The sequence below is a fragment of the Paraburkholderia sp. BL6665CI2N2 genome (genome assembly GCF_004366535.1).
In the GTDB taxonomy this organism is placed as follows: domain Bacteria; phylum Pseudomonadota; class Gammaproteobacteria; order Burkholderiales; family Burkholderiaceae; genus Paraburkholderia.
Map to the genome: position 1 here is coordinate 7,598,641 of NZ_SORC01000001.1, position 24,989 is coordinate 7,623,629.

Consider the following 24,989-nt stretch of genomic DNA (forward strand, 5'->3'; position numbering starts at 1 on the left):
GATGACGCCCAGCACGACCGCAATGCCGCAGTCTAGGCGTCCCGAAATCCTCGCGCTCGGCGAGGCGATGATCGAATTCAACCAGTCGGCCAAAGACCAGCTGAACTATCTGCAAGGCTTCGGCGGCGATACGTCGAACTTCTGTATCGCGGCTGCACGGCAAGGCGCGCGGACCGGTTTCGTGTCGGCGGTCGGCGCGGATCATTTCGGGCGTTTGCTGGTCGATCTGTGGGAGCGTGAACAAGTAGACACGTCGCTGGTGCGCATCGATCCGCAGGCGTCCACGGGTGTGTATTTCGTGTCGCACGGCCCGAACGGCCACGCGTTCGATTATCTGCGCGCCGGCTCGGCCGCAAGCCGCTACGCGCCGCACGATCTGCCGCTCGACGCGATCGCCGCAGCCAAGGTGATTCATCTGTCGGGCATCAGTCTCGCGATCAGTCTCAGCGCGTGCGACGCAGCGTTGGAAGCGATCGCGCATGCGCGCGCCAACGGCGTGCGCGTGAGCTTTGACACCAATCTGCGTCTGAAGCTGTGGCCGCTCGCGCGGGCGCGCGCCGTGATGCTCGAAGCGATCCGTCAGACCGACATCTGCTTGCCGAGTTGGGACGACGTCACCGACCTCACGGGCCTGACCGGCCGTGACGAGATCGTCGATTTCCTGCTGTCGCACGGCCCGAGCGTGGTTGCACTGAAGCTCGGCAAAGAGGGCTCGTATATCGCGACGCCGAACGAGCGGCGCGTCGTGCCGGGCCACGTCGTCAATGCCGTCGATGCAACCGGCGCGGGCGACTGCTTCGGTGGCGCATTCATCGCGCGCATCGTCGCGGGCGACGATCCGTTTGCCGCGGCGCGTTACGCGAACGTCGCCGCTGCGCTGTCCACGCAAGGTTACGGCGCGGTCGCGCCGATTCCTTCGCGCGCGACGGTCGAACAACTTCTGGCGGGCTGAATACGCGCGCTACAGAGCGCCACCCGCCGAGGCAAGATCATCTTGAGAGACTAAAGAGGAGCGAGCGATGCAACGGGACGTAGTGGTGGTAAGCGGTGTGCGTACGGCAATCGGCGGTTTCGGCGGCAGCCTGAAGGATTTTTCGCCTACCGATCTCGGCGCACGCGTGGTGCGCGAAGTGCTGGCGCGCGCCAATGTGTCGGGCGACGAAGTCGGCCACGTGGTGTTCGGCAACGTCGTGCACACTGAACCGAAAGACATGTACCTGGCGCGCATGGCCGCAATCAACGGCGGCGTTGCGCAACATGCGCCGGCGTTGACGGTGAACCGTCTGTGCGGCTCCGGCCTGCAGGCTATCGTGTCGGCCGCCCAAAGCGTGCTGCTCGGCGACGCCGACATCGCGATCGGCGGCGGGGCGGAAAACATGAGCCGCGCGCCTTACTCCATGCCGGCCGCGCGCTTCGGTCAACGCATGGGCGACGCGCGCCTCGTCGACATGATGGTCGGCGCGCTGAACGACCCGTTCCAGTCGATCCATATGGGCGTGACCGCCGAGAACGTCGCGCGCAAATACGACATCTCGCGCGAAGCGCAGGACGCGCTCGCCCTCGAATCGCATCGCCGCGCGGCCAACGCGATCACAAGCGGGTACTTCAAACAACAGATTCTGCCGATCACGATTCCGTCGAAGAAAGGCGACGTCGTGTTCGACACGGACGAACACGCGCGCATGAACGCGTCGGCGGAAGATTTTTCCAAGCTGAAGCCGGTGTTCGCGAAAGAAAACGGTACGGTGACGGCGGGCAATGCGTCGGGCATTAACGACGCCGCCGCGGCGGTCGTGCTGATGGAGCGCAGCCTCGCCGAACAGCGCGGCATCAAGCCGCTGGCGCGGCTGGTGTCGTACGCGCATGCCGGCGTCGATCCGGCGTACATGGGCATCGGCCCGGTGCCGGCCACGCGCCGCGCGCTCGAGCGCGCCGGGCTGACGGTCGCCGACCTCGACGTGATCGAGGCCAACGAAGCGTTCGCCGCTCAGGCCTGCGCGGTCAGCAAGGAACTGGGCTTCGATCCGGCCAAGGTCAATCCGAACGGCTCGGGCATTTCGCTCGGCCATCCGATCGGTGCGACCGGTGCGCTCATCACCGTCAAGGCGCTGTACGAGCTGCAGCGGATTGGGGGGCGTTATGCGCTCGTTACGATGTGCATTGGCGGCGGGCAAGGCATCGCGGCGATCTTCGAACGGATCTGAAGCGCGGCACGTCGGCCGTAAGTAGTATCGAGTAAAGGAAAGGAAGGATGCGGGAATTGAAAGCGATGAAGGGTGCGGTGCGCCGGCGCGGTTGGTGGGTGACGAGCGCTGCCGTATTGCTGTGTGCCGGCGCGGCGACGATGCTGCCCGCGCAGGCATGGGCGGAGAGCGACGCGGTGAAGGCGTTGGCGGCACCGCCGCCGATCCAGTTGCCACTCAAGCCGAGCCCCGAATTCGCGAAGTTCCCGCGCTACGCCGGCATGCTGGGCTCACACCAGATCGTGCTGAAGCTCGGCCCGAAAAGCGACGACCCGTCCGGCGTGCACGGCGAGTATCAGTTCACGGACACCGGCGCGGTGATCCTGATCGCGGGCGACCGGGATGGCGATACGCTCGAAGTCGAGGAATCGAACGACGGCACGCATATCACCGGCAACTGGGTCGGCAAGTTCGCGGCGGACGGCTCGGTGGCGGGCGAGCGCATGAACGTCGACGATTCCGACCCGCAGCCGTTCGACCTGAAGCCGCTGGCGGCAGGGCAGTCGGTCCCGCCTCCGGGCGCACCGGCGACCGCAGCCGCGGCCGCGACGAACGAGGCTACGGCGCAGCCTTCCGCGGGCGCCGCCACGGCGCCGGCTTCGAGCGCCGCCACTGCCGGCGGCCACGCCGTCGGCGGCGTCAGCAACCTGCGAACCGGCGAGTGAAGCCACAGCCCCGTGGCGCCCAACCGCTCGCGCGCTGTGTCGCGAGCGAAATCCCGCAGGCTCGTCTACTCTTGCGTGGGCGGCGCGCCCTGACACCGCGCGCCCTCCGTTCCCGTCCGCTTCTCACCAGAATTCACCATGACCCAATCCAAACTCCAACGCGAACTGCAAACCCGCATCGTACGTGCCGAGGACCAGCTCACGCCGGGCTTCGAATCGTTCTCGATGCCGGTCACGCGGGCGTCGACGGTCGTGTTCCCCGATCTCGCGACCATGCGCGCGCTCGACTGGAAAAACGATGCGCAATGGCGCTACGGCCTGCATGCCACGCCGACGTCGCTCGCGCTCGCGCAGCGCCTCGCCACCATCGAGGGCGGCAATCATGCGTTGCTGCAGCCGTCGGGGCTGTCGTCGATCTCGAACGTGTACTTCGGCATCGTCAAGGCCGGCGACGACGTGCTGATTCCCGATAACGTCTATTCGCCGAATCGCGATCACGGCGACTGGCTGGCGCGCGATTTCGGCATCACCGTGCGCTACTACGATCCGATGATCGGCGCGGGAATCGCCGCGCTGATCCAGCCGAACACGCGCCTGATCTGGCTCGAAGCGCCCGGCTCGGTGACCATGGAAGTAGCCGACGTGCCCGCCATCACCGCGGCGGCGCGCGCGCGCAACGTCGTCACCGCGATCGACAACACGTGGTCGGCGGGGCTCGGTTTCCGGCCGTTCGATCACGGCGTCGACATCTCGGTGCAGGCACTCACCAAATATCAATCAGGCGGCGGCGATGTGCTGATGGGCGCGACCATTACCGTCGATCGCGAACTGCATCTGAAGCTGAAGGCGGCGCGCATGCGCATGGGGATTGGCGTTTCGTCGGACGACTGCTCGCTGATTCTGCGCAGCCTGCCGAGCATGCAACTACGCTTCGAGCAGCATGACCGCGCGGCGCTCGGCCTGGCCAAATGGCTGAAAACGCGGCCGGAAATTGCCGCGGTGTTGCACCCGGCGCTCTCCGACTGTCCTGGCCATGAGTTTTATAAGCGTGACTTCACGGGCGCGGGCGGGCTGTTTTCCGTCGTGTTCGACGGCCGCTACAGCGCGGCGCAAATCGACACGTTCTGCGAGTCGCTCGAGCTGTTCTCGCTCGGCTGGAGCTGGGGCGGTGCGCACAGTCTCGTGATGCCGTACGACGTCGCGTCGATGCGCACGGCGGGCCAATGGCCGCACGGCGGGACGCTGGTGCGGTTCTATATCGGCCTCGAAGCCGAGGCGGACCTGCGTGCGGATATCGAGCAGTCTCTGGCGGCGCTCGGATAACGCAAGGTCGACTTTTTTCGTTGGAGAAGTGAGCCCATCGGGACATGTTCCCGGTGGGTTTTTTTCTTGTCAAGATAGCCAGTAAGCCTAACCATTCGGCCGAATGTTCGGCGTGCGGTCTCGACGCTACGACGGTGCGCATCCCAACTTACGGTTGCCGCACTATGGTGAGCTTCGATGAATCTTTTCTTCTGGGTGTTGCTGAATCTCGGCGTGCCGATCATCGGCCCGATCTTTACGCTAGTGCTCGTCGCGCCCGCGCACGGCTGGCACGTCGCAAAGGCGTTGATTGCCGGCTCGGTGAAAGACGGCCAACTGTTCTGGTGTGCGATCGGCTTGTGCGCGTCGGCGTTATATGAAGTGGTGACGGCGCTGGCGCGCGGAAGTGCCGAGGCGCCGGTTCTGGCGTACTACGCAGCCGGATTGTGCGTGGCGGCATTTACCTGTTCCAGCCTCGTGATGTCGGGTCTGGTCAACACGCATTACGAACGGACCAGGACTAAGGCGTCGCCGCGAAACAAACCATTTGCTGATGGAGCTTTCTCGCGCATGGAGATAGCTATGTCAATCCTCTTCGCTTGCGGCGCTGCCTTTATATTGGCATTCCTACATGTGCACCTGAGATAGATTTTTTAGATAGTGCAGCATTTATACTTGTCTTCTCAAAGGAGGCATTCGTGAAAAAAATGACAATGTGGCTGACAGTAGAGGAAAACTACGCGCGCTTTCTGAAGTGGTGTGGGATTATCGGTGTCGTCGATTTCGCCAGCATGCTGGCGTTAATCGCAGTGGACGTTCTGAAAAAATGACATCACTGCCGGCGCTGGCCGCCATTGCGTCGGCCAGCGCATCCAACCGGCATCAGAACAGCCGCAGCAACCCATCCAAGCCGACATAGTTGAACGCCACGCTAGCCGCTTCGCGCACCACCGGCTTCGCACGGAACGCAACGGAGAGCCCGGCTTCGGCCATCATTTTCAGATCGTTGGAGCCATCGCCCATGGCAATGGCGCGGCTCGTTTCAATGCCCAGTTGCGCGCATGTTTCGCGCAGCGTGCGTGCTTTGACATCGGCGTTGACAATCTCGCCGACCACCTTGCCGGTCAGTTTGCCATCCACGATTTCAAGCGTGTTGGCGCGAGTGAAATCAAGGCCCAGACGTGCCTTCAGTTTCTCGGTGAAGAAGTTGAATCCGCCCGACACCAGCAGCGTTTTCAACCCGGCCGCCTTCGCGCCAGCCAGCATGCGCTCGGCGCCCGGCGAGAGTTGCAGCCGCTCTTCGTACACACGTTCCAGCGCGCTTGCGTCGAGGCCTTCGAGCAGCGCCACGCGGCGCGTCAGGCTTTCGTTGAAGTCCTTGATTTCGCCGCGCATCGAGGCTTCGGTGATCGCGGCCACTTCCGCTTTCAGTCCGCAGAAGTCAGCAATCTCATCGATACATTCGATCGTGATTAGCGTCGAATCCATGTCCATCGCAACTAGCCCGAAGTCGCGCAACTGGCGGCCAGCTTCGACAAACGCGTAGTCCAGTTGATGGGTGCCGCAATAGACGTCGAGGTCGGCGCGCTGGGCGATGTCGGCGTCCGCAATGCGAATCGCGTTCGCGTCGACGACGCTGGCGTGCGAACCGCGCGCCAGCGCGACGAGTGCTTTGTGATGGTCGGCGGATAGGGGCGCGGGGCTTTGAATGACGAGGTTCATGGACGACGACGCAGTAACGCGGAAAAGGACGGCGCGCGGCGCGCGCGGAAAATCCCGCTATTGTAACGGTTCGCCGGTTGGCCTTGCCGCTGGCGATCCGCTCGGAGAGCGGGACGGCTGCGCGCCTTTGGCAATCCGCGGCGAACGCCGCGCCGCATCTCGCATCGCACCGCGCCTTCGGCAATCGGTAGCGGAGCGCCAGGCTTCGCAGTGCACCGCACTTTTGGCAATCCGCAGGAAACGCCAGGCCACGCCACGCCCCACCTCGCAGCGCACCGTGCAATCCTGCGGCGCCCAGTTCATACTGGCGCATCGAACGACGCTCCGCAGCCGCTGCGCGCACCGACCGTCGCATCCGCCTCTTCGCGGCGTGCAACGTCCGCCACGTGAACGCACCGGCATTCATGACGAGGCGCACCACTACGGAGACACGCATGCCCCCGGCGACCGCCAGCGACGCATCCGCTCTTGCTCGCGACTTCGATTTGCGCCACCTCGATCCCGCTTTCCACGCCGATCCCTATCCGGTCTATCACGCATTGCGCACTCACGAACCGGTCAAGCGCATGCCGGACGGCTCGCTATTTCTGACGCGGTTTCGTGACGTGCAGGCCGTGTATCGCGACGCGAAAACCTTCAGTTCCGACAAGACCGTCGAATTCAAGCCGAAGTACGGCGACTCGCCGCTCTATGCGCATCACACCACGAGTCTGGTCTTCAACGACCCGCCGCGCCACACGCGCGTGCGCAAGCTGATCGCCGGGGCGCTGACGGCGCGCGCCATCGCGGCGATGGAGCCCGGGCTGGTACGCCTCGTCGACGGCTTGCTCGATGCCGCCGCCGCACGCGGCCGGATCGATCTGATCGGCGAGTTCGCGTCGGCGATTCCGGTCGAGATCATCGGCAATCTGCTGGATGTGCCGCACGCGGAGCGCGAGCCCTTGCGTGACTGGTCGCTCGCGATTCTGGGCGCGCTCGAGCCGTCGCTGACCGCAGCGCAGTTCGAACGCGGCAATCGCGCGGTGGACGAATTCGTCGGCTATCTGCGCGATCTGGTGGCGCGGCGCCGGCGCGCGCCCGGCGACCCGCAGCATGACGTGCTGACGCGTCTGATTCAGGGCGAGGAGGGCGGCGAGCAGCTATCGGAAGCGGAGTTGCTGCAGAACTGCATTTTCATTCTGAACGCCGGCCATGAGACGACCACCAATCTGATCGGCAACGGCCTCGTCACGTTGACGCAGTGGCCCGAGCAGCGCGCGGCGCTGCTTCACGAGCCGTCGCTGATCGAATCCGCGGTGGAGGAATGCCTGCGTTTCGAGAGTTCGAACCAGCTCGGCAACCGCATGGCGACCGTCGACACGGAGATCGGCGGCGTCGCGGTGGCGCGCGGCACGCCGGTCACGCTGTGCATCGGCGCGGCCAATCGCGACCCGGAGCAGTTCACGGATCCGGACCGCTTCGACATCGCCGCGATCCGAACCGGCATCTGGCATTCGGCTTCGGCATCCATCAGTGCGCCGGCTTGTCGCTCGCGCGGCTCGAGGCGCGCATCGCGATCGGCCGCTTCGTGCAGCGTTTTCCCGACTATCGCCTCGATGGCGAGCCGACGCGCGGCGGTCGCGTCCGCTTTCGCGGCTTCGCCGAAGTGCCGCTGGAACTTGTACCGGCCGCCAGCCGCAAGGCGTAGCTTTTGCCGTGCTGACGCAAGACTTACAGCCTGTGCCGGCGCCCGTCGTACCGCGCCGCGCGCCGGCGCTGCCCGCAAAGCCGTGGCACGCTTGCTGCTTCGTGTCAGGTCTTAGGCCCAGGGGAACGCACGATGGCACACATGATCTGGAAAGGCGCAATCAGCTTCGGCCTCGTTCACGTGCCGGTGCAGTTATATCCGGCGACGCAGTCCGAGAAAGTCGGCTTCAATCTGCTGGATAAGCGCACGATCGATCCGATCGGCTACAAGCAGATCAACAAGCGCACCGGCAAGGATGTGACGCGCGATAACATCGTGCGCGGCTTCGAGTACGAGAAGGACAAGTACGTCGTGCTCTCCGACGACGAGATCCGCTCGGCGAACCCCGAGTCGACGCAAACGGTCGATATTCTGGCGTTTGTCGACGCCCCCGATATCTCGTTTCTCTATCTCGACACACCTTATTTCCTCACGCCCGACCGCAAGGGCGAAAAGGTCTACGCGCTGCTGCGCGAAGCCATGAAGGCGTCCGGCAAGATCGGCGTGGCGAGCGTGGTGCTGCACAACAAGCAGCATCTGGCGGCGCTGATTCCTGTGGGTCCGGTGCTGGCTCTGAACACGCTGCGTTGGGCCGCGGAGGTGCGCGATTTCGACGAATTCAAGCTGCCGGCCGATGGTGTGAAGGCGGCGGGCGTGTCCGCGCGCGAACTCGACATGGCGAAGAAACTGATCGACGACATGAGCGACAAGTGGGACCCGTCGCAGTATCACGACACCTTCCGCGACGACATCATGGCGCTGGTCGATCGCAAGATTCGCGCGGGCAAGACCGAGGAAATCACCGAAGTCGAAGCGCCGCACGAGTCGCGTCAATCCGCCGACATCCTCGATCTATCGGATCTGCTCAAGCGCAGCTTGGGGCGCGGCAAGAGCAAGCCGGCGGCGGGCGGCCGCAAGCGCGCCGCGGACGACGACGGCGATGAGGCCGATGCGGATGCGGAGGCCGAGACGCCGGCCCGCAAGAAGCCACGCACGGCTCGCTCGGCGAGTAAAACAACAACGCGCGCCGGTGGCACCAGCGGCCGCGCGAGCACCAAAACCTCATCGACGCCGGCGGCCCGCAAACGTCGCGCGGCGGCCTGATCGTCGGCATCGCGCCTGAGCCACACACGACGACGTCATCGCCATGAACGACAGACTCGATCTCTACAACCGCAAGCGCCGCTTCGACGACACGCCGGAGCCGGCGGGCACGCGCGCCAGGCGCAAACCAGGCGGCCGGAAAACGACCGTCCAGGCAGCCGGCGAGGCGCTCTCATACGTGATTCAGGAGCACGACGCACGGCGCTTGCACTACGACTTCCGGCTCGAACTGAACGGCACGCTCCTGTCGTGGGCGGTGCCGAAAGGGCCGAGTCTCGATCCGTCGGTGAAACGACTGGCGGTGCATGTCGAGGACCATCCGGTCGAATACGGTTCTTTCGAAGGCGAAATCCCGCCGGGCAACTACGGTGCTGGCAGTGTGATCGTGTGGGATCGCGGCACGTGGGAACCGGTCGGCGGCGCGTCGGAAGCGGCGCGTTCTTACGCAGCCGGCAAACTCAAATTCCGTTTGCATGGCGAAAAACTGCGAGGCGGCTGGACCCTGGTGCGCAGCCATATGCGCGGTAGCGCCGACAAGGAGCAATGGCTGCTGATCAAGGAACGCGACGACGAAGCGCGCGACGAGAGCGACTACGACATTCTGAAGAAGCGTCCAGGCAGCGTGCTCAGCGGCAGCGCTTCGTCGGGCAAAGGCGGAAAGCAAATGACGAAGTCAGCGGCAACCAGGGGCACACGCAAAACTGCGGCAGCCACTGCGGCCGTTTCTGATACGACGTCATCCGCAAAACGAACCGGCAAGACCGGCGCGAAAGCCGCTTCATCCAACGCCGATCCCAGGCGACCGGACATCGTGGCGACGCGCAACGCAGAGTCGCTGCGCGAACTCGCCGCCGCGCCCTCGATCGAGGGCGCCGTGAAAACCCGCTTGCCCGCGACCTTCAAGCCGCAACTGGCGACGCTCGTCGATGCCGCGCCGCCCGGCGACGAATGGTCGTATGAAATCAAGTTCGACGGCTACCGTGTGCTGGCCCGAATCGATCGCGACGCGAAGGCGGGCGCCGTCAAGGTGTTCACGCGCGCCGGCAACGACTGGACCGCGAAGTTCAGCAAACAGGTCAAGGCGTTCGAACAACTCGGCATCGAAAGCGCATGGCTCGACGGCGAAGCCGTGGTGCTGGACCAGAACGGCGTACCGAATTTTCAGGCGCTGCAGAACGCGTTCGATGCGAACCGTCCACAAGACATCATCGTCTACCTGTTCGATATACCGTTTCTGAACGGCTACGACTTGCGCGGCGTGCCGCTCGAACAGCGTCGCGCGATACTGCGCGCCTTGCTGGAAGACGTCGACGACAGCGTGCTGCGTTTCTCGAACAATTTCGACTTCAGCGCGGAAGACCTGCTCAGAAGCGCGTGCGATATGGCGCTGGAGGGCATCATCGGCAAGCGGCGCGACAGCGGCTATCTGTCGGGACGTTCGTCGACGTGGATCAAGTTGAAATGCCGCCGGCGTCAGGAGTTCGTGATTGGCGGCTATTCGGAACCGTCCGGCAGCCGCGCGGCGTTCGGCGCGCTGCTGCTCGGCGTATACGACAGCAAAGGCAAATTGAATTACGCAGGGCGTGTGGGCACCGGCTTCGACGCGGCGCTGCTGCGCTCGGTCAAGAAAGAACTCGACGCGCACGCGACCGAGCGCATGCCGTTTGCGGCCGCGCCGCGCGAGCGCAGCCGCACGCCGGTGCATTGGGTCGAACCGGTGCTCGTAGCCGAATGCAATTTCGCGGAATGGACGAGTGACGGCATCGTGCGTCAGGCGTCGTTCGTGAGTCTGCGCAACGACAAGCCGGCGCGCCAGATCGTCAAGGAAACACCTCGCCAGGGAGCCGACGTGCAACAGCAAACCGATTCCATCTCCGACGACGCGCCGAAGAAACGTGCGGCGCGGAAAACTTCCGCCAGCACGGTGGCCGCCTCCGGTGAAGAGAAGACTGGCGCGGCGAAATCGAAGGCCAACGCGAAAACGGCGGACGCGAATGAGGCCAGCGTAAAAAGCCGCGACGCAGAGAAAGCCGGCGCAAAGGTCAGTGCCGCAAAAACCGCCGCAACGAAATCCGCTGCAACGAAATCCGCTGCAACGAAAACCTCGGCCGCCAAAACCAAAGCCACCAAACCCGCACCCGCAAAAACAAACACCGCTGCGCCGCCCGCCGAAGTCGCCGGGGTCCGCATCTCACATCCCGACCGGATCATCGACAAAAGCAGCGGCGCGCGCAAGATCGATCTCGTGCAGTACTACGAGTCGGTCGCCGAATGGATGCTGCCGCATCTGAAAGACCGTCCGGTGTCGCTGGTGCGTGCGCCCGAGGACATCGGCGGCGAGCTGTTTTTTCAGAAGCACAGCCAGAAGCTGTCGATTCCGAATGTCACGCAGCATCCGGACCTCGATCCCGGGCATCCGCCGCTGATTACCGTCGATACCATCAAAGCGCTGGTCGGCGCCGCGCAAATGGGCACCGTCGAATTTCACACGTGGAATGCCGTCGTGTCGAATATCGAAAAGCCCGACCGCGTGGTGTTCGACCTCGACCCCGATGCGGCGCTAGGTTGGGAACGCATGATCGAAGCCGCGCAACTCACGCGTTCGCTGCTCGAAGAACTCGGCCTCAAGTCGTTCTGCAAGACGAGCGGCGGCAAGGGCTTGCATGTGGTCGTGCCGCTCGCGAAGCAGGCCGGCTGGGACGAAGTAAAGGACTTCTCGCAAGCCGTCGCGCAGCACATGGCGGCAACGCTGCCGAAGTATTTCAGCGCAAAGATGGGCGCGCAGAATCGCAAGCAGAAAATCTTCGTCGACTATCTGCGCAACAACCGCGGTTCCAGCACGGTCGCGGCATTCTCGGCGCGGGCGCGTCCGGGCCTCGGTGTATCGGTGCCGCTCGCGTGGGACGAGGTCGCCGGCACCAAGGGCGGCGATCAATGGACTATCGAGAATCTGCACGAACGCCTCGCCGACCTCAAAAGCGACCCGTGGGCGGACTATGCGAAGACGCGTCAGCGCATCACCGCAGCCATGAAAAAACGTCTGGTCGATGCGCAATAAACTCGGCCGGACCCGATTCAGAACGATAAGGAGCAATACCATGAAGACTTCACCGCAATCGTCCGACGGCGACAAGCAGGCGGACCGGCACGCAAAAAAGCAGCCCCAATCGATGCAGGAAGCCGCCGCGCCTCTGCCTCATGAAGCCGATCAGAATCCGGAGTCGCAGCATGAGGACGGCCCGCGCCAAGTCGGCAAGCAGGCGCATCGCGACCTCGAACGCGGTCTGAAAGATACCGACCGCCGCGGCGGCGGCGAGTATCAGCAGAAGACGCAGAACGATGCTCACACCGACGTCAACTCCGATGACAAAGGAACCGGCGGCGCACGCGGCAACAAGCACTAACCATGCGTCGGTTTGAGCGCGGTCGCCGGCGCTTCGGTCTCAAACCGGCTCTCTGTCCCAGTAAGGCGGATCGCCAAAATGGGCCGCCACAAATTCGATGAAGGCGAGCGTCTTCGGCGGCACGAACGAACGGCTCGGGTACACGCCCCAGATCGCCACGCTGTCGGCGAGCGGATAGCTGTCCAGTACGCTGACCAGTTCGCCGCTGCGCAAATACGGCGCGACGTCCCACGTCGATTTGAGTGCGATGCCGAATCCAGCGAGCAGGGCGTCGCGGATCACTTCGCCGTTGTCCGTGACGAGGCGCCCGCTCACGCGCACCGTGAGCGGTCCGGCCGGCGTCACGAAGGACCAGTCGCGCTGGTCCGACAGAATCATGCACTCGTGCTCCGCGAGGTCCGAAGGATGATGCGGCGTACCGCGCGCGGCAAGGTAAGCGGGCGCGGCGCACAGCACCCGCCGGTTCACCGCGAGGCGCCGCGCCACCAGCGACGAATCCTTCAGCGCGCCGACGCGGATCGCCACGTCGATACCCGCATCGACGAGATCGACCAGTTGATCGGTGAGCCGCAAATCGACGCTCACGCCGGGATAGCGGCGCAGAAATTCGCCGATTACCGGCGACACGTGCTGCCGTCCGAACGACGACGGCATCGAGACGCGCAAGCGGCCCTGCGGCTCGGCCTGCGCCCGGCCCACCGAGGCGCGCGCGGCGGCGGCCGCGTCGAGCAGGGCTTCGGCGCGCGTCATGAAGACTTCACCGTCCTGCGTGAGGCTGATGCGGCGAGTGGTTCGGTGCAGCAAACGCGCGCCGAGCAGCTTTTCCAGTTGCGCGATGCGGGAACTGGCCACCGCCGCAGATAAACCAAACTCGCGTCCGGCCGCCGACACGTTGGCCAGCAACGCGGCGCGCACGAACAGGGCGACGTCGAGCAGATCGAGCCGCTCCCGGTCGCCCGGTGGCGTGCGCTCGGACGAAACCTGAACAGGAGGCGAGTTCATTCTTCTGAAATTCCAAAAAATGTTTCAGTCATTATGACGGTTTTAAAAGAATAAGAGCCGCCGTAGGATGACGCCAATGGAATCGCCGACGCGCAACCGGCACCACCGGGCTGTCGCAAAGATGGCGATCCTTTCACTCTGATTTGAACCAACAGGAGCATGTATGAAAGCCGTCGGTCTCTATCGCTATTTGCCGATCGATCAAGCGGAAGCCCTGGTCGATGTCGAGATTCCGAAACCGGAAGCCACTGGTCGCGATCTGCTGGTCAAGGTCGAGGCGATTTCCGTCAATCCGGTGGACGCCAAGGTGCGCGCGCCGAAAGACACGCTCGAAAAGACGCCGCGCATCCTCGGTTGGGATGCTGCCGGCACCGTGGCCGCGGTCGGCCCGGACGTCACGCTGTTCAAGGTCGGCGATCCGGTGTTCTATGCGGGCAGCATTACGCGGCCGGGCGCCAACAGCGAGTTCCATCTGGTCGATGAACGGATCGTCGGGCGCAAGCCGGCGTCGCTCGATTTCACTCACGCGGCCGCGCTGCCGTTGACCGCGATCACCGCCTGGGAAGCGTTGTTCGACCGCCTCGGCGTGTCGCCGCAAGGCGCGGACGAAGGCCGCAGCGTGCTGATTTTCGGCGGCGCGGGCGGGGTCGGCTCGGTCGGCATCCAACTGGCGAAGCAACTCGCGAAGCTGAAGGTGATCGCAACCGCGTCGCGGCCCGAATCGGCGAAATGGGCCACGGAGCTGGGCGCGGATCACATCGTCGATCATTTCGGCGACGTGCCCGCGCAACTGAAAAAGCTCGGCATCGACCAGGTCGATTACGTGTTGATGTTCAACGACACCGACAAGAACTTCCCGGCCGCTGCCGAGGTCGTCAAGCCCCAAGGCAGCATCTGCACGATCGTGGAAAACAGCCAGCCGGTGCCGGTCGAACTGCTGAAGGCCAAGAGCGCCGCCTTTCATTGGGAGTTCATGTTCACGCGCTCCATGTTCGGCACGCCGGACATGATCGAGCAGCACAAGCTGTTGACGGAAGTCGCGCGTCTCGTCGATGCGGGCACGCTGCGCACGACCGTCGGCCAGAGCCTCGGCACTATCAACGCCGCGAATCTGCGCCGCGCGCATCAACTGCTTGAAGAAGGGCGCGCGATCGGCAAACTGGTGTTGACGGGTTTCGAGGCTTAAATAGCGTTTTACCTGAAGCGGGTTGCAACGGAAAACGGCCGGCGTCGCAGCAATGCGCGCCGGCCGTGTTCATTTGATGCACATCAAACTGTGCTATCCGGTGCGTCGATCTGCGGCAGTGCGGCGCGACGTGCGCTTTTGGGCGCGAGCGCCGCGACACGCGCAGAAAACGCGTCGCCGCAAGCGGGTTAACACCCGATTCGCAGGCAGCGCGCGCAGCGCCGCTTGGCGTTAGACTGGCAGGGCAGCATGCTAAAACAGTTGCGTGTCTCGCGGCCCGGCATCATGAGCCAGGCAGTGCGCGATCAATAGCGCTGAAGCGGGCGCGCAGCGGCACAACAACGAGGTGACAGTATGAGCTTCAGACTCTCCGCCGTTTCAGTTGTCGCTTCTCTCGCATGCGCGCTCGCGCCCGGCATGCTCGTGCCGGTGGCTCGCGCGGCCACGCCGATCACGGTCACGTCCCAGTCCGCCCTCGACGGTCCCATCCGCTACACGGTGCGCGTCACGTCGAAACAGTTCGGCAATTCGCAGGAAACCCGCACGATCCGCTCCGGCGAATCGGACGACTTCACATGGAAGACGGTGCCACCTGGCGGACCGGTTCCCGCGACGGATGCGTGCCCGAACTATGCGTCGCTACCGACCGACACCAACGGCGCGATGATCCGGCAGACGCAAATCCGTTTCGCGCCGGTGGTCGCCGGCGACGGCACGGCGACGGTGCAACTGAGCTTCCAGGCGCAGACGCCGAAGGGCGTGAAAACCGTCACGAGCGGCGGCAAAACGCTCAAGTGTCCGAACGACGTGAGCGTCAGCCAGATCGTGCGCTTCACGATGCCGGTCAACGGCAGCACGAAAACACTCACGCTCAGCGACGGCACGGAAGTCGCGATCAGCGCGAAGCGTTGAGTCCGGCGCGTGATGGGAGCACGGCGGCGGTCCTGAAGGCGGCTTAGCGCCGTGCCACGGTCCGCTCCACGAGCCGCGCCGACAGAAACCGGTGCTCGGCGGAAAAGAGCCGCCGGTAGGTGAGCAGCACCGCCCCCACGGTCCCCAGCGTTGACGACGCGGCGATCAGGAACATGATCACGATCTGATAGCGCACCGCCTGCAATGGCGATTGCCCGGCCAGCACCTGGCCGGTCATCATGCCGGGCAGGCTCACCACGCCGACCACGGCCATCTGATTGAGCGTCGGCATCATGCCCGCCCGCACCGCCTGGCGCGCGGGCGCCTGTGCCGCTTCCCAACGCGTCGCGCCGAGCGCGAGCGCCATGTCGACGCGATCGCGTCGCGCGGTCAATTCCTCGGTCATGCGTTCGATGCCGAGCGACACGCCGGTCAGCGTATTGCCGAGGATCATGCCGAGAATCGGAATCGCATATTGCGGCTCGTACCACGGGTGAATGCGAATCACGATGAACAGCCCGACCGCGGCGACCAGCCACGAACTGACCCAGATCGACAGCACGCTATCCGCGCGTTGTCCGCGATACGTGCGGTTGCCGCGTTGCGCGCCCGCGAAGCCGGCGATCAGCGTCATCACGATCATCAGCGGCAACACCACGTACCAGCGGTCGTACTGGAACACCCAGCCGAGCACGTAGCCGATCGCCAGCAACTGCACGACGGTGCGCACGGCGGCCCACGCGAGCTTGCGTTCGAGATCGAGCTTGAGCGCCACCGAGACGGCACCGTTCACGACGATCAGCAACGCGGCGATCGCGACATCCCACAGACTCAGGTTTTGCAGTGTCATTGGCCGGATTCCTGGTGGTACTGATGCGCGGGCGGTATCTCGGGCCATGCGTCGGTCCGCGCGGTTTCGTCGAGCACGCCGGCGCGCATGGTCAGATGCCGCGCGCTCATGCGCGTGGCTTGCGCCGGATCGTGGGACACCCAGATCGACGCATGACGAGCGGGATCGGCGTCGAACCATGCGTGCACCAGTCCTTCGATCGCATGCGACGACTCCGGGTCGAGCGAGGCAGTCGGCTCGTCGAGCAACAGAACCTCGGGCGCGAGTTGCAGCACGCGAATCAGCGCGGCGATCTGCGCCTCGCCGCCGGACAACTCGCTTGCGCGCTTGTCGAGAAAGTCGTCGCCGCGGCCGGCCTGAGCGGCGAGGCTCGCTGCTTGCGCGCGATCGAAGCGCACGTCGCGATACGTGCGCAACTCGAACGGGTAGCGCAGATTGTCTTCGACGCTGCCGTCGAGCAGCGCGGGCCGCTGCCGGATATACGCGACGTTGCGCCGGTAGCGCGGAATGGCGGCGCGTTCCACCGGCGCGCCATGCCACATGATGCGTCCCGCATCGAGCGGATCGAGCAGCGCGAGGGCGCGCAAAAACACGCTCTTGCCCGAGCCGGACGGTCCGGTGATCGCGACACGGTCGCCTCCCTGTAAACCGAAGGTGGTCGGCTGCAGCAAGGTCTGGCCGCGCACGGCATCGCGCCGGACGATGCCTTCGGCGAGGACTAAGGGAACATCGGTCATGTTTGAATTTGTAATGGGGGATGCGTAAGGTTGAGGCTCGCTGCAACGTGTGTGTGCGTGCAAACTGCGCTCAACATGATAAGGCGCTGATAAAACGCTAATAAAGCGCCAGCGGCATGGCGCTGGTGGTCAATGATCGGGCACGCAACGTGCTGCTCGTTGTTCAACGTAAAAGAATTAGCGGAGCCTCTCAATGGCAGTGTCGAGCACGACAGGACGACGAATCGGAAAAATCATCGCGTGGCTGTTCGCGATTATCGTCATTCTGATTGTCGCGCTGACTATTTTCATTCTGACGTTCGACTGGAACCGGGCACGGCCTTATATCAACGACAAGGTCACGCAAGCGATCGGCAGGCCGTTCGCCATCAACGGCGATCTGAAGGTCGGCTGGCGGCATCCGGTCGGCGAAACCGGCTGGCGCGGCTGGGTGCCGTGGCCGCGTTTCTCGGCGGCCAATATCACCGTGGGCAATCCGGACTGGACGAAGCAGCCGCAGTTTGCCACGCTCGACGAGATCGACTTCCAGGTCAAGGTGCTGCCGCTGCTCGCGCACGATATCGTGATTCCCACCATCAACCTTGTGAATCCTTCGGTCGACCTCGAGCGCGTGCTCGACGGTCGCAACAACTGGACCTTCAAGCTGGCGGCGTCGAGCGCGCCTTCGGAATGGAAGCTCGAACTGCACGATATCGCCTTTGCCAAAGGCAATATCGCGCTGTCCGATCAGCAGAAAAAGGTCGATCTGCAGATGGCGATCGACACGCTCGGCCAGCCGATTCCGATCGGCGAAGCGATGAAGCAGCAGGAAGCGGCGTCGCGCAGTTCGTCGGCGCAAACCATCGGCAAGTCGGGTGCGAACAAGCTGACTCAGCAGGCGAATGCGCAAGCGGCGTCGGAAGCTGCGGCGGCGTCCGCGGCGGCAGCTTCGGGCGCGTCGTCGACGGATATCAGCGCGTCGGGTACCACGGCGGCCACGGGCGCCTCGGGCGGCCTGGTCGCGGGCGGCTCGAAAGGCGCGAGCGAAGCCGTCGTTGCAGGCGCGAGCGGTGCAGTCGTGGCGTCCGCGCCGGCCTCGGCTTCGGGCGCGAGCGAGGCACAGACGCAAGCCGGCGCGAAGCAGGAAATCCCGCCGTACGCCATCGGCTGGACCGTCAAAGGGACTTACAACAAGACGCCGGTGTCGGGCAGCGGCAAGGTCGGCGGTGTGCTCGCGCTGCAGGACGCGAACCGGCCCTTCCCGGTGCAAGCCGATGTCAAGGCGGGTGATCTGCATATCGGCCTGGTCGGCACGATCACCGATCCGGCGCATCTTGCCGCGGTCGATCTGCGCCTCTGGCTGCAAGGCAATAGCATGGCGCGCCTCTATTCGCTGACTGGCGTGACGCTGCCCGACACACCCCCGTATGCAACCGAAGGACGGCTCGTCGGCCAGTTCAAGTCCACCGGCAACGTCTTCAAATATGAAAATTTTACAGGACGGGTAGGCGGCAGCGATATCAACGGCTCAATGACCTATACGGCGCGTGAACCGCGTCCGCTGCTGCAGGGCGAACTCGTGTCGCATCTGCTGCAATTCTCCGATCTGGCGCCGGTGATCGGCGCGGATTCGAACGCCAGCAAGGCCAAGCGCGGCGACGCGGCGGCGCAGCCGTCCAACAAGGCGCTGCCGGTCGAAGAATTCCGCACCGACCGCTGGAAGGCGATCGACGCCGACGTGAAGTTCACCGGCCGGCGCATCGTCAAGGACGTGAATCTGCCGATCACGGACCTGTACACGCACGTCGTGATGACCGACGGCGTACTCTCGCTGGAACCGTTGAAGTTTGGCGTGGCCGGCGGCACGCTCGCTTCTGACATTCACCTGGACGGCAGCGCGACGCCGCTCAAGGGCCGCTTCGCGACCTCGGCGCGGCATCTGAAGCTCAAGCAGTTGTTCCCGAACTTCAAGACGATGCAGAACGCCCTTGGCGAAATCAACGGCGACGCCGCGTTGACCGCCACGGGCAATTCGCCGGCGGCGCTCGCGGCAACATCGAACGGCGAGGTCAAGGCGCTGGTGACGGACGGCACGGTGAGCCGTCTGCTGATGGAAGCGGCCGGGCTGAACGTGGCGAACGTCGTGTATGAAAAGCTGTTCGGCAATCGCGATGTGAAAATCAACTGCGCGGCCGCCGATTTTGTCGCGACCAACGGCGTGCTGGAATCGCGTGTGTTCGCGCTCGATACGGACGACGCCGTGATCGACATCGACGGCAACGTGAATCTGCGTGATGAGTCGATGGACCTCGGCGTGCATCCGCATACCAAGGGTTTCCGTGTTTTCTCGCTGCGCTCGCCGCTCTACGTGAAAGGCACCTTCAAGGACCCGCACGTCGGCGTGAACGCGGCCGCGCTGGCCTTGCGCGGCGGCGCGGCGGTCGGCCTCGGCCTGATCAATCCGTTCGCGGCGCTGATTCCGTTGCTCGCGCCGAGCAACAACAAGCCGTTGCCGTGCACGCAGATGCTCGCGCAGATCCGCCAGGCCCCGACGGCGCCGCCGCCGGGCGTAAAGCAGCAGCCCAAGTCGGCCATTTCTCTGGATGGCGCGCCGGTCAACAAATCATCGGACGGCGCTTCGTCGCCGGCTACGACGGATAAGAAGAAGCCGGCTGCGGTGTCGCCCGCCAGCGCGGCTACATACAAGGGAAGCTGATGCCTTTCGTCCTGCCTTCGGATTGGCTGAGCTGGAGTTTTGGCGGCGGCCTGTCGTTGATCTTTTTGTGGCTGATCAGTGTGCCGCCCGGGCGCGACGATTTCGACGATGTCACGAGCAAACGAGACACGGCGAACGTTGCACACGCGCGCAGACAGATCACCTGAGAGACAAGTCGAATCAAGGAAAGGTGATGGCGCAACACCGTGTGACGAACTGTGTGAACAGACGGTGTTGCGAGCGTGAAGCGCAGCCGTAAAGCTAAAGGTCTACCTGAGCGAGCGCGGCGCGGCGTCTCCAGCAGCATCCTGACGACGCACCCCGCGACGCGCACCGCCTACGCGAGTCGCGCCGAATTCCGTCAGGATCCTGGCGCGAGCCCGGCTGGCAAACACCAGAAAGCCGAAGCCGTCGGCCTCATACCAGTAGCCGCCGTTCTCGAGACCGTCGAGCGGCTGCTCCAGCGCATTGGTAATGGATTCGATGCAACGGCGCCGTAACTCGGCGGGTGCCGGATAGGGCGGTTGTGCGCCACGCACACTGCACAGGAGTACATCGAGTCCCGGCAGCACGTGCGCATAAAGGACCGGCTCGTCTTGCGCGCGAGCACGCGCAATCTTGGTGTCGAGCTGACCGAACGGCTTGAAATGCCGTAGTACCGCGAGGAACGACTCATCGCCGTCCACCTTCGCGCGTCTACGCTTTTTCGGGAAGGACATAAAAATTCGCCTGAAAAAGAATTGCAAGAAACGCAGCGTCCTCATGCGACCACTCCCGGCTTCGCGCGCCGCACGTCGATCTTTTATAGCATACGACAAGGTCGGATTCACGGTGATTCGACAACAACGCCGCCCCACCGCCTCCCGCACGAATCATGCCGAACCGCCTCGCCGCGCGCTTTCGCTTCCCAGCCCACCTGTTTCCATCATAGACGCACGTGGCGTCGAAAAATCATCTCATACCAATAAAAAAGTCATTTTTGTGTGGGGCGGCGCATCTTGCCGGCACGTTGAAATATCTCGAATTCACGTCGATAATGGCCCGTCCGGCTGCCCTACACCGAGCTCGCCGATATCACACCGCAATGTCCCGCCGGCGCGGCGCTGCGTGGCCGGTCACGCGCACCACCGCGGCTTGATCGACCGCTTGAGCGACCCTTTGCGACCCTTCGGGCGAACATGAAACTATTCACCAAGGGTCTGCTGCTGATTGCAGTGCCGAGCGCGGTCGAGCTGGCGCTTCTTGGGGTCGTCTTCGATACCCAGGAGCAGACAGCGCAGGCCGCGCAGTGGGTCACCAACAGCAAGCAGATTCTCTATCAGTCGTCGGCCATCGTCGATCCGCTGCTGCGTCAGACGGCGCGGGTTCGCACGGGCATGGTGATCGGCGACGCGTCGCTGATCGACCGCCATACCGTGTGGGTCGATCTGGGCGACCGGCTGTCGAATCTCGAGGTGCTGGTCGCCGGCACGCCGCAACAGGTCGAGCGCGTGCACAAGATGCAGCGGGCGATCGACGCGTACCGCACACAAACCGTCGCGATCTCGCAGGCGCTGCGCGAAGGGCGTCGTCCGACGTCGTTTGCGGCGCTGGAGACTGGCGCGTTGCCACAGCAGATCGCCGTGTTTCGCGATGAACTCGCGGCGTTCGGCGACGAGGCGTCGCGGCTCGACGCTGAACGCTCGGCCGCGCTCGCGCGGCGCCGCGACCGTCAGCAATACGCGCTGATCGGCGCCGTGCTGGGCTCGATGCTGATCTGGGCCGCCACCGCGGTGGCCTTTGCGCGCAGCATCGGCCGGCGGCTTGAAGTGCTGACCGAGAACGCCGAGCGTTTAGGCAGTGGGCGCACGCTGGCGCCGGCGCTGTCGGGTAAGGACGAAATTGCCGCGCTCGACACCGTGCTGCATCAAACGGGCGCACGCCTGCGTGCGGCGGAAGCCGAGCAGGCCATGCTCAAGACGCGGCTCGAAGCGCGCGCGCGGGAACTGGCGGGCGTCAACGAGGAACTGCGTCAGGAGACGCAAGATAATGAAATGTTCATCTACAGCGTATCGCACGATCTGCGTTCGCCGTTGGTGAATCTGCAAGGCTTCTCGAAGGAACTGCAGGTCTCGTGCGACGAGCTGGACAGCGTCGTCGAGGCGGCAAAATTGCCGCCAGCCGAGCATCGACGCATGGCGCATATTCTCGATGGCGAGATGCGCGAGTCCTTGCAATATTTGCGCACGGCAGTGACGCGGGCCGCGTCGATCATCGACGCACTGCTGCGTATTTCACGCGCGGGCCGGCTCGAATACCAATGGCAGCGTGTGAGCGTCGGGCGCGTGGTGGGCCGGGTGGTCGACGCGCTCCAGGGTGCGATCGGGCAGCATGCCGCGGTGGTGACCGTGCGCGATTTGCCGCCCGCATGGGGCGACCCCGGCGCGATCGAACAGATTTTCAGCAATCTGATCGGCAACGCGCTGAATTATCTCGACCCGGCGCGCAACGGGCGCATTGAAGTCGGCGCGCTAGAACCCGAACCGGTCGAGCCGGCCGAGGCAGGCGAGCCGCGCGCGGTCCGCATGCGCACGTATTATGTGCGCGACAATGGCCTTGGCATTCCGGCCGCGTATATGTCGAAAGTGTTCCGGGCGTTTCAGCGCCTGCACGGCGACGTCGCGAACGGCGACGGCATCGGTCTCGCGGTGGTGCGTCGCACGGTGGAACGGCATGGAGGCCGCGTGTGGGTCGAGTCGGCGGAGGGCGCGGGGTCGACGTTTTTCGTGGTGTTGCCGGAACAGCCCGCGCGTCTTTGAACTTGAGCAGGCAAAGAGGGCGGCGGCGCGGATAATCACAAGCGGCGGGCATCAACCCATCGTTGAGCACGGAGAGCATATGAATCACGGGGAAACGGTCAGCATCGTACTGATCGAAGACGACGACGGCCACGCCACGCTGGTCGAACGCAATTTGCGCCGTGCCGGGATTTCGAACGGTTTCGTGCGCTTTCGCGACGGCCAGCAGGCGCTCGATTATTTCTTCGGCCCGGCGCCGTCAACGGCCGACGCCGCGAGTTCCCCGGCCGATCCCGCTAACAGCGCTGTCCCCGCGCGTGAAGATTTGATGAATTTCGTCGTGCTGCTCGATCTGAAAATGCCGCGGGTGGACGGCTTCGAAGTCTTGCGGCGTCTGAAAGAATCGCCGCAGACGGCCGCCGTGCCGGTGATCGTCCTGACCACGACCGACGACCCGCGCGAAATCGCGCGTTGCTACGAACTCGGCTGCAATGTCTACATCACCAAGCCCGTCGAATACGATGCGTTTATCGAAGCCGTGCGCCGCCTCGGTTTTTTCCTGCAAGTGGTCAAGCTGCCTTCAGGGCATCGTCTCGCGGCGCCGTGATGGAAGGTTCGCATGAAGCCGGCCGAAAGACGCTCGTGACAAGATAGACCACTTGTTGACCCTAGCCAGAGAAGACTCCGCATGACCGAAGAAGTGTCCGTGCCGCCCGCCGCCTACGTGCTGGTCGTCGATGACGACGAAGGCATCCTGCGGCTCGCGCGCAAGTCGCTCGAGCGCGCCGGCTGCCGGGTCGCAATCTGCGCCGGCGTCGAAGCGGCCCGTGAACGGCTCGCGGCAGGCGGCCCCGACTTGCTGGTGCTCGACTACCAACTGAGCGGGCCGGAAACCGGGCTGGACTTCTTTCGCCGTCTGCGCGCGGAAGGCGTGCGGATTCCCGCCATCCTCGTGACCGGCTTTACCGACGAATCGCGTGTTATCGAAGCGCTGCGCTCGGGCGTGTCCGACGTCGTGCCGAAATCCGGCGATTACCTCGATTACCTGCCCGAAGCCGTCGAACGGGTGCTCTCGCAAGTGCGCCTGCAGCGCGCGTCGGACGAAGCCTTACTGCTGCGCGATCGCGAGCAGCATTACCGCACCTTGTCGGAGGCGTTGCCGCACCTTGTCATGACCTGCAATGCCACGGGCGACTGTGATTTTCTGTCCAAGCAGTGGTACGACTACACGGGCGTCGCTGAAAGCTGTTCGTACGGTCTTGCCTGGCTCGATGCCGTGCATCCGGACGACCGCGAAGAGATTCGCCGTAGCTGGCTCAAAACGGTGTCGGGCAACGCCGGCGACTACCGGCACGAGTTGCGGATTCGCCGTTACGACGGCGAATATCGCTGGTTCGACTTGCGCGTGGTGGCGATGCGCGACGCCGAGGGCAACGTCAGCAAATGGTTCGGCAGTTGCACGGACATTCATTCTCAACGCGAGGCGGCCGAGGAGCGCGAACGGCTGCTGGCGTCGGAGCAGGCCGCCCGCCAGACCGCCGAAGAAGCCAATCGCGCCAAAGACCGATTTCTGGCCATGCTGTCGCACGAATTGCGCACGCCGCTCACGCCGGTGCTAGCCGGCGCCAGCGTGTTGGAAATGATTCCGGGTCTGCCCGATCAGGCGCGAGCGAGCGTGCGCATGATCCGTCGCAACGTCGAACTCGAAGCGCGGCTGATCGACGACCTGCTCGATCTCACGCGCGTGGCGAACGGTAAGCTGCGGCTGTCGCTGGAAACCGTCGACGTGCACGACGTGATAGACAGCGTGCTCGAACTGTTTCGCAGCGAGATTCAGGTCAAGCAGCAGGACGTGCACGTCCATAAAGACGCGCAGCATCATTACGTGCTGGCCGATCGCGCGCGGCTGCAGCAGATGCTGTGGAACCTGATTCGCAACGCCGCCAAGTTCACGCCGGACGGCGGCCATATTTATGTGCGCACGCGCGACGAACGCATGCACGTGCAGATCTCGGTCGAAGATACGGGGATCGGCATCGAGCCCGACCAGATCGGCAAACTCTTCAACGCGTTCGAGCAAGGCAACCAGAACATGACGCGGCAGTTCGGCGGCCTCGGCCTCGGTCTCGCGATCACGAAGGCGTTGACCGACGTGCACGGCGGCACGGTGACCGCGCAAAGCCCGGGCGCGCACTGCGGCGCGACCTTCACGATTACCTTGCCGACGGCCGCGGCGCCGCAGGTGACTTCGCCGGTCGTGGTGCCCGACGAAGTGCATTCGGGCGGCCTGCTGAACATCCTGCTGATCGAAGACCATGTGGACACCGCCGAAGTCATGGAGCAACTGATTCGCAGCCTCGGCCATGAAGTCACGACCGTGGGCCGGGTCGACGATGCATTAGCCGCCACGCAATCGCAGACCTTCGATCTGATCGTCAGCGACGTAGGATTGCCCGACGGTACCGGTCTCGACTTCATCAAAGCGTTTCGCGAACACTCGGACGCGCCCGCGGTCGCATTGACCGGCTTCGGCACCGACGAAGACGTGCGTCGTTGCCTGAGCGCCGGTTTCACCTCGCATCTGACCAAGCCGGTCAATTTCAGTCAGCTCGAGACGATGATCGAAGTCGCGGTGACTCAGAAGGAGCAGCGGGACGCGTGAGC

The 24,989-nt window shown here is 64.2% G+C and carries 20 protein-coding genes and 1 pseudogene; 16 read left to right on the forward strand and 5 right to left on the reverse strand.

The window, feature by feature from the left end; all coding sequences use genetic code 11:
* Window position 1: 1 nt before the first annotated feature.
* From B0G81_RS34110 to B0G81_RS45460, 6 genes are all read left to right on the forward strand, one after another.
* A complete protein-coding gene (locus tag B0G81_RS34110; protein ID WP_134141586.1) occupies window positions 2-952 on the forward strand; it encodes a sugar kinase in 951 nt (316 codons plus the stop codon).
* Between the two features lie 67 nt (window positions 953-1,019).
* Window positions 1,020-2,204: a beta-ketothiolase BktB gene (gene bktB / locus B0G81_RS34115; RefSeq protein ID WP_134141587.1), complete on the forward strand. Its 1,185-nt coding sequence runs from the start codon at window positions 1,020-1,022 to the stop codon at window positions 2,202-2,204.
* Between the two features lie 47 nt (window positions 2,205-2,251).
* Complete coding sequence (locus B0G81_RS34120) at window positions 2,252-2,908, forward strand: hypothetical protein (protein ID WP_134141589.1); 657 nt, start codon at window positions 2,252-2,254, stop codon at window positions 2,906-2,908.
* A gap of 138 nt (window positions 2,909-3,046) precedes the next feature.
* The gene (locus B0G81_RS34125) at window positions 3,047-4,231 is read left to right on the forward strand and encodes a cystathionine beta-lyase (RefSeq protein ID WP_134141591.1); all 1,185 of its coding nucleotides are present in this window, start codon (window positions 3,047-3,049) and stop codon (window positions 4,229-4,231) included.
* 177 nt (window positions 4,232-4,408) lie between these two features.
* A complete protein-coding gene (locus B0G81_RS34130; protein ID WP_134141593.1) occupies window positions 4,409-4,858 on the forward strand; it encodes a hypothetical protein in 450 nt (149 codons plus the stop codon).
* 50 nt (window positions 4,859-4,908) lie between these two features.
* Window positions 4,909-5,040 (forward strand): hypothetical protein, encoded by a 132-nt coding sequence (locus B0G81_RS45460; protein WP_258193421.1) that lies wholly within the window; start codon window positions 4,909-4,911, stop codon window positions 5,038-5,040.
* A gap of 52 nt (window positions 5,041-5,092) precedes the next feature.
* Here B0G81_RS45460 and serB read toward each other — a convergent pair whose 3' ends face one another.
* Window positions 5,093-5,932, reverse strand: coding sequence for a phosphoserine phosphatase SerB (gene serB, locus B0G81_RS34135; protein WP_134141595.1), 840 nt, complete (start codon window positions 5,930-5,932; stop codon window positions 5,093-5,095).
* Window positions 5,933-6,366: 434 nt separating this feature from the next.
* Between serB and B0G81_RS34140 the strand changes: the two are divergent.
* From B0G81_RS34140 to B0G81_RS34155, 4 genes and pseudogenes are all read left to right on the forward strand, one after another.
* Window positions 6,367-7,619, forward strand: a pseudogene (locus B0G81_RS34140) (cytochrome P450).
* 132 nt (window positions 7,620-7,751) lie between these two features.
* Window positions 7,752-8,762 (forward strand): Ku protein, encoded by a 1,011-nt coding sequence (locus tag B0G81_RS34145; RefSeq protein ID WP_134141597.1) that lies wholly within the window; start codon window positions 7,752-7,754, stop codon window positions 8,760-8,762.
* Between the two features lie 43 nt (window positions 8,763-8,805).
* On the forward strand, window positions 8,806-11,820 hold the full coding sequence (gene ligD, locus B0G81_RS34150) for a DNA ligase D (protein ID WP_134141599.1): 3,015 nt from the start codon (window positions 8,806-8,808) through the stop codon (window positions 11,818-11,820).
* Between the two features lie 40 nt (window positions 11,821-11,860).
* Entirely contained in the window at window positions 11,861-12,166 is a 306-nt protein-coding gene (locus B0G81_RS34155; RefSeq protein WP_116116864.1) for a hypothetical protein, read from the forward strand.
* A gap of 39 nt (window positions 12,167-12,205) precedes the next feature.
* Here B0G81_RS34155 and B0G81_RS34160 read toward each other — a convergent pair whose 3' ends face one another.
* Window positions 12,206-13,168: a LysR family transcriptional regulator gene (locus tag B0G81_RS34160; RefSeq protein WP_134141601.1), complete on the reverse strand. Its 963-nt coding sequence runs from the start codon at window positions 13,166-13,168 to the stop codon at window positions 12,206-12,208.
* A gap of 163 nt (window positions 13,169-13,331) precedes the next feature.
* On the opposite strand from B0G81_RS34160, the gene B0G81_RS34165 reads away from it, so the two are divergent.
* Both B0G81_RS34165 and B0G81_RS34170 read left to right on the forward strand, forming a co-directional pair.
* Window positions 13,332-14,354 carry a zinc-binding alcohol dehydrogenase family protein gene (locus B0G81_RS34165; protein ID WP_134141603.1) on the forward strand — a complete coding sequence of 341 codons (1,023 nt, stop codon included), beginning with the start codon at window positions 13,332-13,334 and terminating at the stop codon, window positions 14,352-14,354.
* A 354-nt stretch (window positions 14,355-14,708) separates the two neighbouring features.
* Window positions 14,709-15,266: a DUF6013 family protein gene (locus tag B0G81_RS34170; protein WP_134141605.1), complete on the forward strand. Its 558-nt coding sequence runs from the start codon at window positions 14,709-14,711 to the stop codon at window positions 15,264-15,266.
* Between the two features lie 43 nt (window positions 15,267-15,309).
* On the opposite strand, the gene fetB is transcribed toward B0G81_RS34170, so the two are convergent.
* Both fetB and B0G81_RS34180 read right to left on the reverse strand, forming a co-directional pair.
* Window positions 15,310-16,116, reverse strand: a complete 807-nt coding sequence (fetB, locus tag B0G81_RS34175) for an iron export ABC transporter permease subunit FetB (protein WP_134141606.1) — start codon at window positions 16,114-16,116, stop codon at window positions 15,310-15,312.
* Window positions 16,113-16,853 (reverse strand): ATP-binding cassette domain-containing protein, encoded by a 741-nt coding sequence (locus B0G81_RS34180; protein WP_134141608.1) that lies wholly within the window; start codon window positions 16,851-16,853, stop codon window positions 16,113-16,115. The genes fetB and B0G81_RS34180 overlap by 4 nt, the downstream gene beginning before the upstream one ends.
* Window positions 16,854-17,046: 193 nt before the next feature.
* Here B0G81_RS34180 and B0G81_RS34185 point away from each other — a divergent pair, with 193 nt between their 5' ends.
* Window positions 17,047-19,548 (forward strand): AsmA family protein, encoded by a 2,502-nt coding sequence (locus B0G81_RS34185; RefSeq protein WP_134141610.1) that lies wholly within the window; start codon window positions 17,047-17,049, stop codon window positions 19,546-19,548.
* Between the two features lie 269 nt (window positions 19,549-19,817).
* On the opposite strand, the gene B0G81_RS34190 is transcribed toward B0G81_RS34185, so the two are convergent.
* Window positions 19,818-20,312, reverse strand: a complete 495-nt coding sequence (locus tag B0G81_RS34190; RefSeq protein WP_106283513.1) for a hypothetical protein — start codon at window positions 20,310-20,312, stop codon at window positions 19,818-19,820.
* A 414-nt stretch (window positions 20,313-20,726) separates the two neighbouring features.
* Between B0G81_RS34190 and B0G81_RS34195 the strand changes: the two genes are divergently transcribed.
* The 3 genes from B0G81_RS34195 (at window position 20,727) to B0G81_RS34205 (ending at window position 24,987) form a co-directional block, all read left to right on the forward strand.
* Window positions 20,727-22,346: an ATP-binding protein gene (locus B0G81_RS34195; RefSeq protein WP_134141612.1), complete on the forward strand. Its 1,620-nt coding sequence runs from the start codon at window positions 20,727-20,729 to the stop codon at window positions 22,344-22,346.
* 79 nt (window positions 22,347-22,425) lie between these two features.
* Window positions 22,426-22,932: a response regulator gene (locus B0G81_RS34200; protein WP_134141613.1), complete on the forward strand. Its 507-nt coding sequence runs from the start codon at window positions 22,426-22,428 to the stop codon at window positions 22,930-22,932.
* 81 nt (window positions 22,933-23,013) lie between these two features.
* The gene (locus B0G81_RS34205; RefSeq protein WP_134141615.1) at window positions 23,014-24,987 is read left to right on the forward strand and encodes a response regulator; all 1,974 of its coding nucleotides are present in this window, start codon (window positions 23,014-23,016) and stop codon (window positions 24,985-24,987) included.
* The last annotated feature ends 2 nt before the right edge of the window (window positions 24,988-24,989 follow it).

Bases quoted from the DNA above. Each gene is read 5' to 3' on its own strand.
- B0G81_RS34205 (WP_134141615.1), top strand. From the start codon at position 23,014: ATGACCGAAGAAGTGTCCGTGCCGCCCGCCGCCTACGTGCTGGTCGTC.
- B0G81_RS34130 (WP_134141593.1), top strand. From the start codon at position 4,409: ATGAATCTTTTCTTCTGGGTGTTGCTGAATCTCGGCGTGCCGATCATC.
- B0G81_RS34120 (WP_134141589.1), top strand. From the start codon at position 2,252: ATGCGGGAATTGAAAGCGATGAAGGGTGCGGTGCGCCGGCGCGGTTGG.
- serB (WP_134141595.1), bottom strand. From the start codon at position 5,932: ATGAACCTCGTCATTCAAAGCCCCGCGCCCCTATCCGCCGACCATCAC.
- B0G81_RS34165 (WP_134141603.1), top strand. From the start codon at position 13,332: ATGAAAGCCGTCGGTCTCTATCGCTATTTGCCGATCGATCAAGCGGAA.
- B0G81_RS34180 (WP_134141608.1), bottom strand. From the start codon at position 16,853: ATGACCGATGTTCCCTTAGTCCTCGCCGAAGGCATCGTCCGGCGCGAT.
- B0G81_RS34200 (WP_134141613.1), top strand. From the start codon at position 22,426: ATGAATCACGGGGAAACGGTCAGCATCGTACTGATCGAAGACGACGAC.
- B0G81_RS34160 (WP_134141601.1), bottom strand. From the start codon at position 13,168: ATGAACTCGCCTCCTGTTCAGGTTTCGTCCGAGCGCACGCCACCGGGC.
- B0G81_RS34145 (WP_134141597.1), top strand. From the start codon at position 7,752: ATGGCACACATGATCTGGAAAGGCGCAATCAGCTTCGGCCTCGTTCAC.
- B0G81_RS34125 (WP_134141591.1), top strand. From the start codon at position 3,047: ATGACCCAATCCAAACTCCAACGCGAACTGCAAACCCGCATCGTACGT.
- B0G81_RS34190 (WP_106283513.1), bottom strand. From the start codon at position 20,312: ATGAGGACGCTGCGTTTCTTGCAATTCTTTTTCAGGCGAATTTTTATG.
- fetB (WP_134141606.1), bottom strand. From the start codon at position 16,116: ATGACACTGCAAAACCTGAGTCTGTGGGATGTCGCGATCGCCGCGTTG.
- B0G81_RS34155 (WP_116116864.1), top strand. From the start codon at position 11,861: ATGAAGACTTCACCGCAATCGTCCGACGGCGACAAGCAGGCGGACCGG.
- B0G81_RS34185 (WP_134141610.1), top strand. From the start codon at position 17,047: ATGGCAGTGTCGAGCACGACAGGACGACGAATCGGAAAAATCATCGCG.
- ligD (WP_134141599.1), top strand. From the start codon at position 8,806: ATGAACGACAGACTCGATCTCTACAACCGCAAGCGCCGCTTCGACGAC.
- bktB (WP_134141587.1), top strand. From the start codon at position 1,020: ATGCAACGGGACGTAGTGGTGGTAAGCGGTGTGCGTACGGCAATCGGC.
- B0G81_RS34195 (WP_134141612.1), top strand. From the start codon at position 20,727: ATGAAACTATTCACCAAGGGTCTGCTGCTGATTGCAGTGCCGAGCGCG.
- B0G81_RS34110 (WP_134141586.1), top strand. From the start codon at position 2: ATGACGCCCAGCACGACCGCAATGCCGCAGTCTAGGCGTCCCGAAATC.
- B0G81_RS34170 (WP_134141605.1), top strand. From the start codon at position 14,709: ATGAGCTTCAGACTCTCCGCCGTTTCAGTTGTCGCTTCTCTCGCATGC.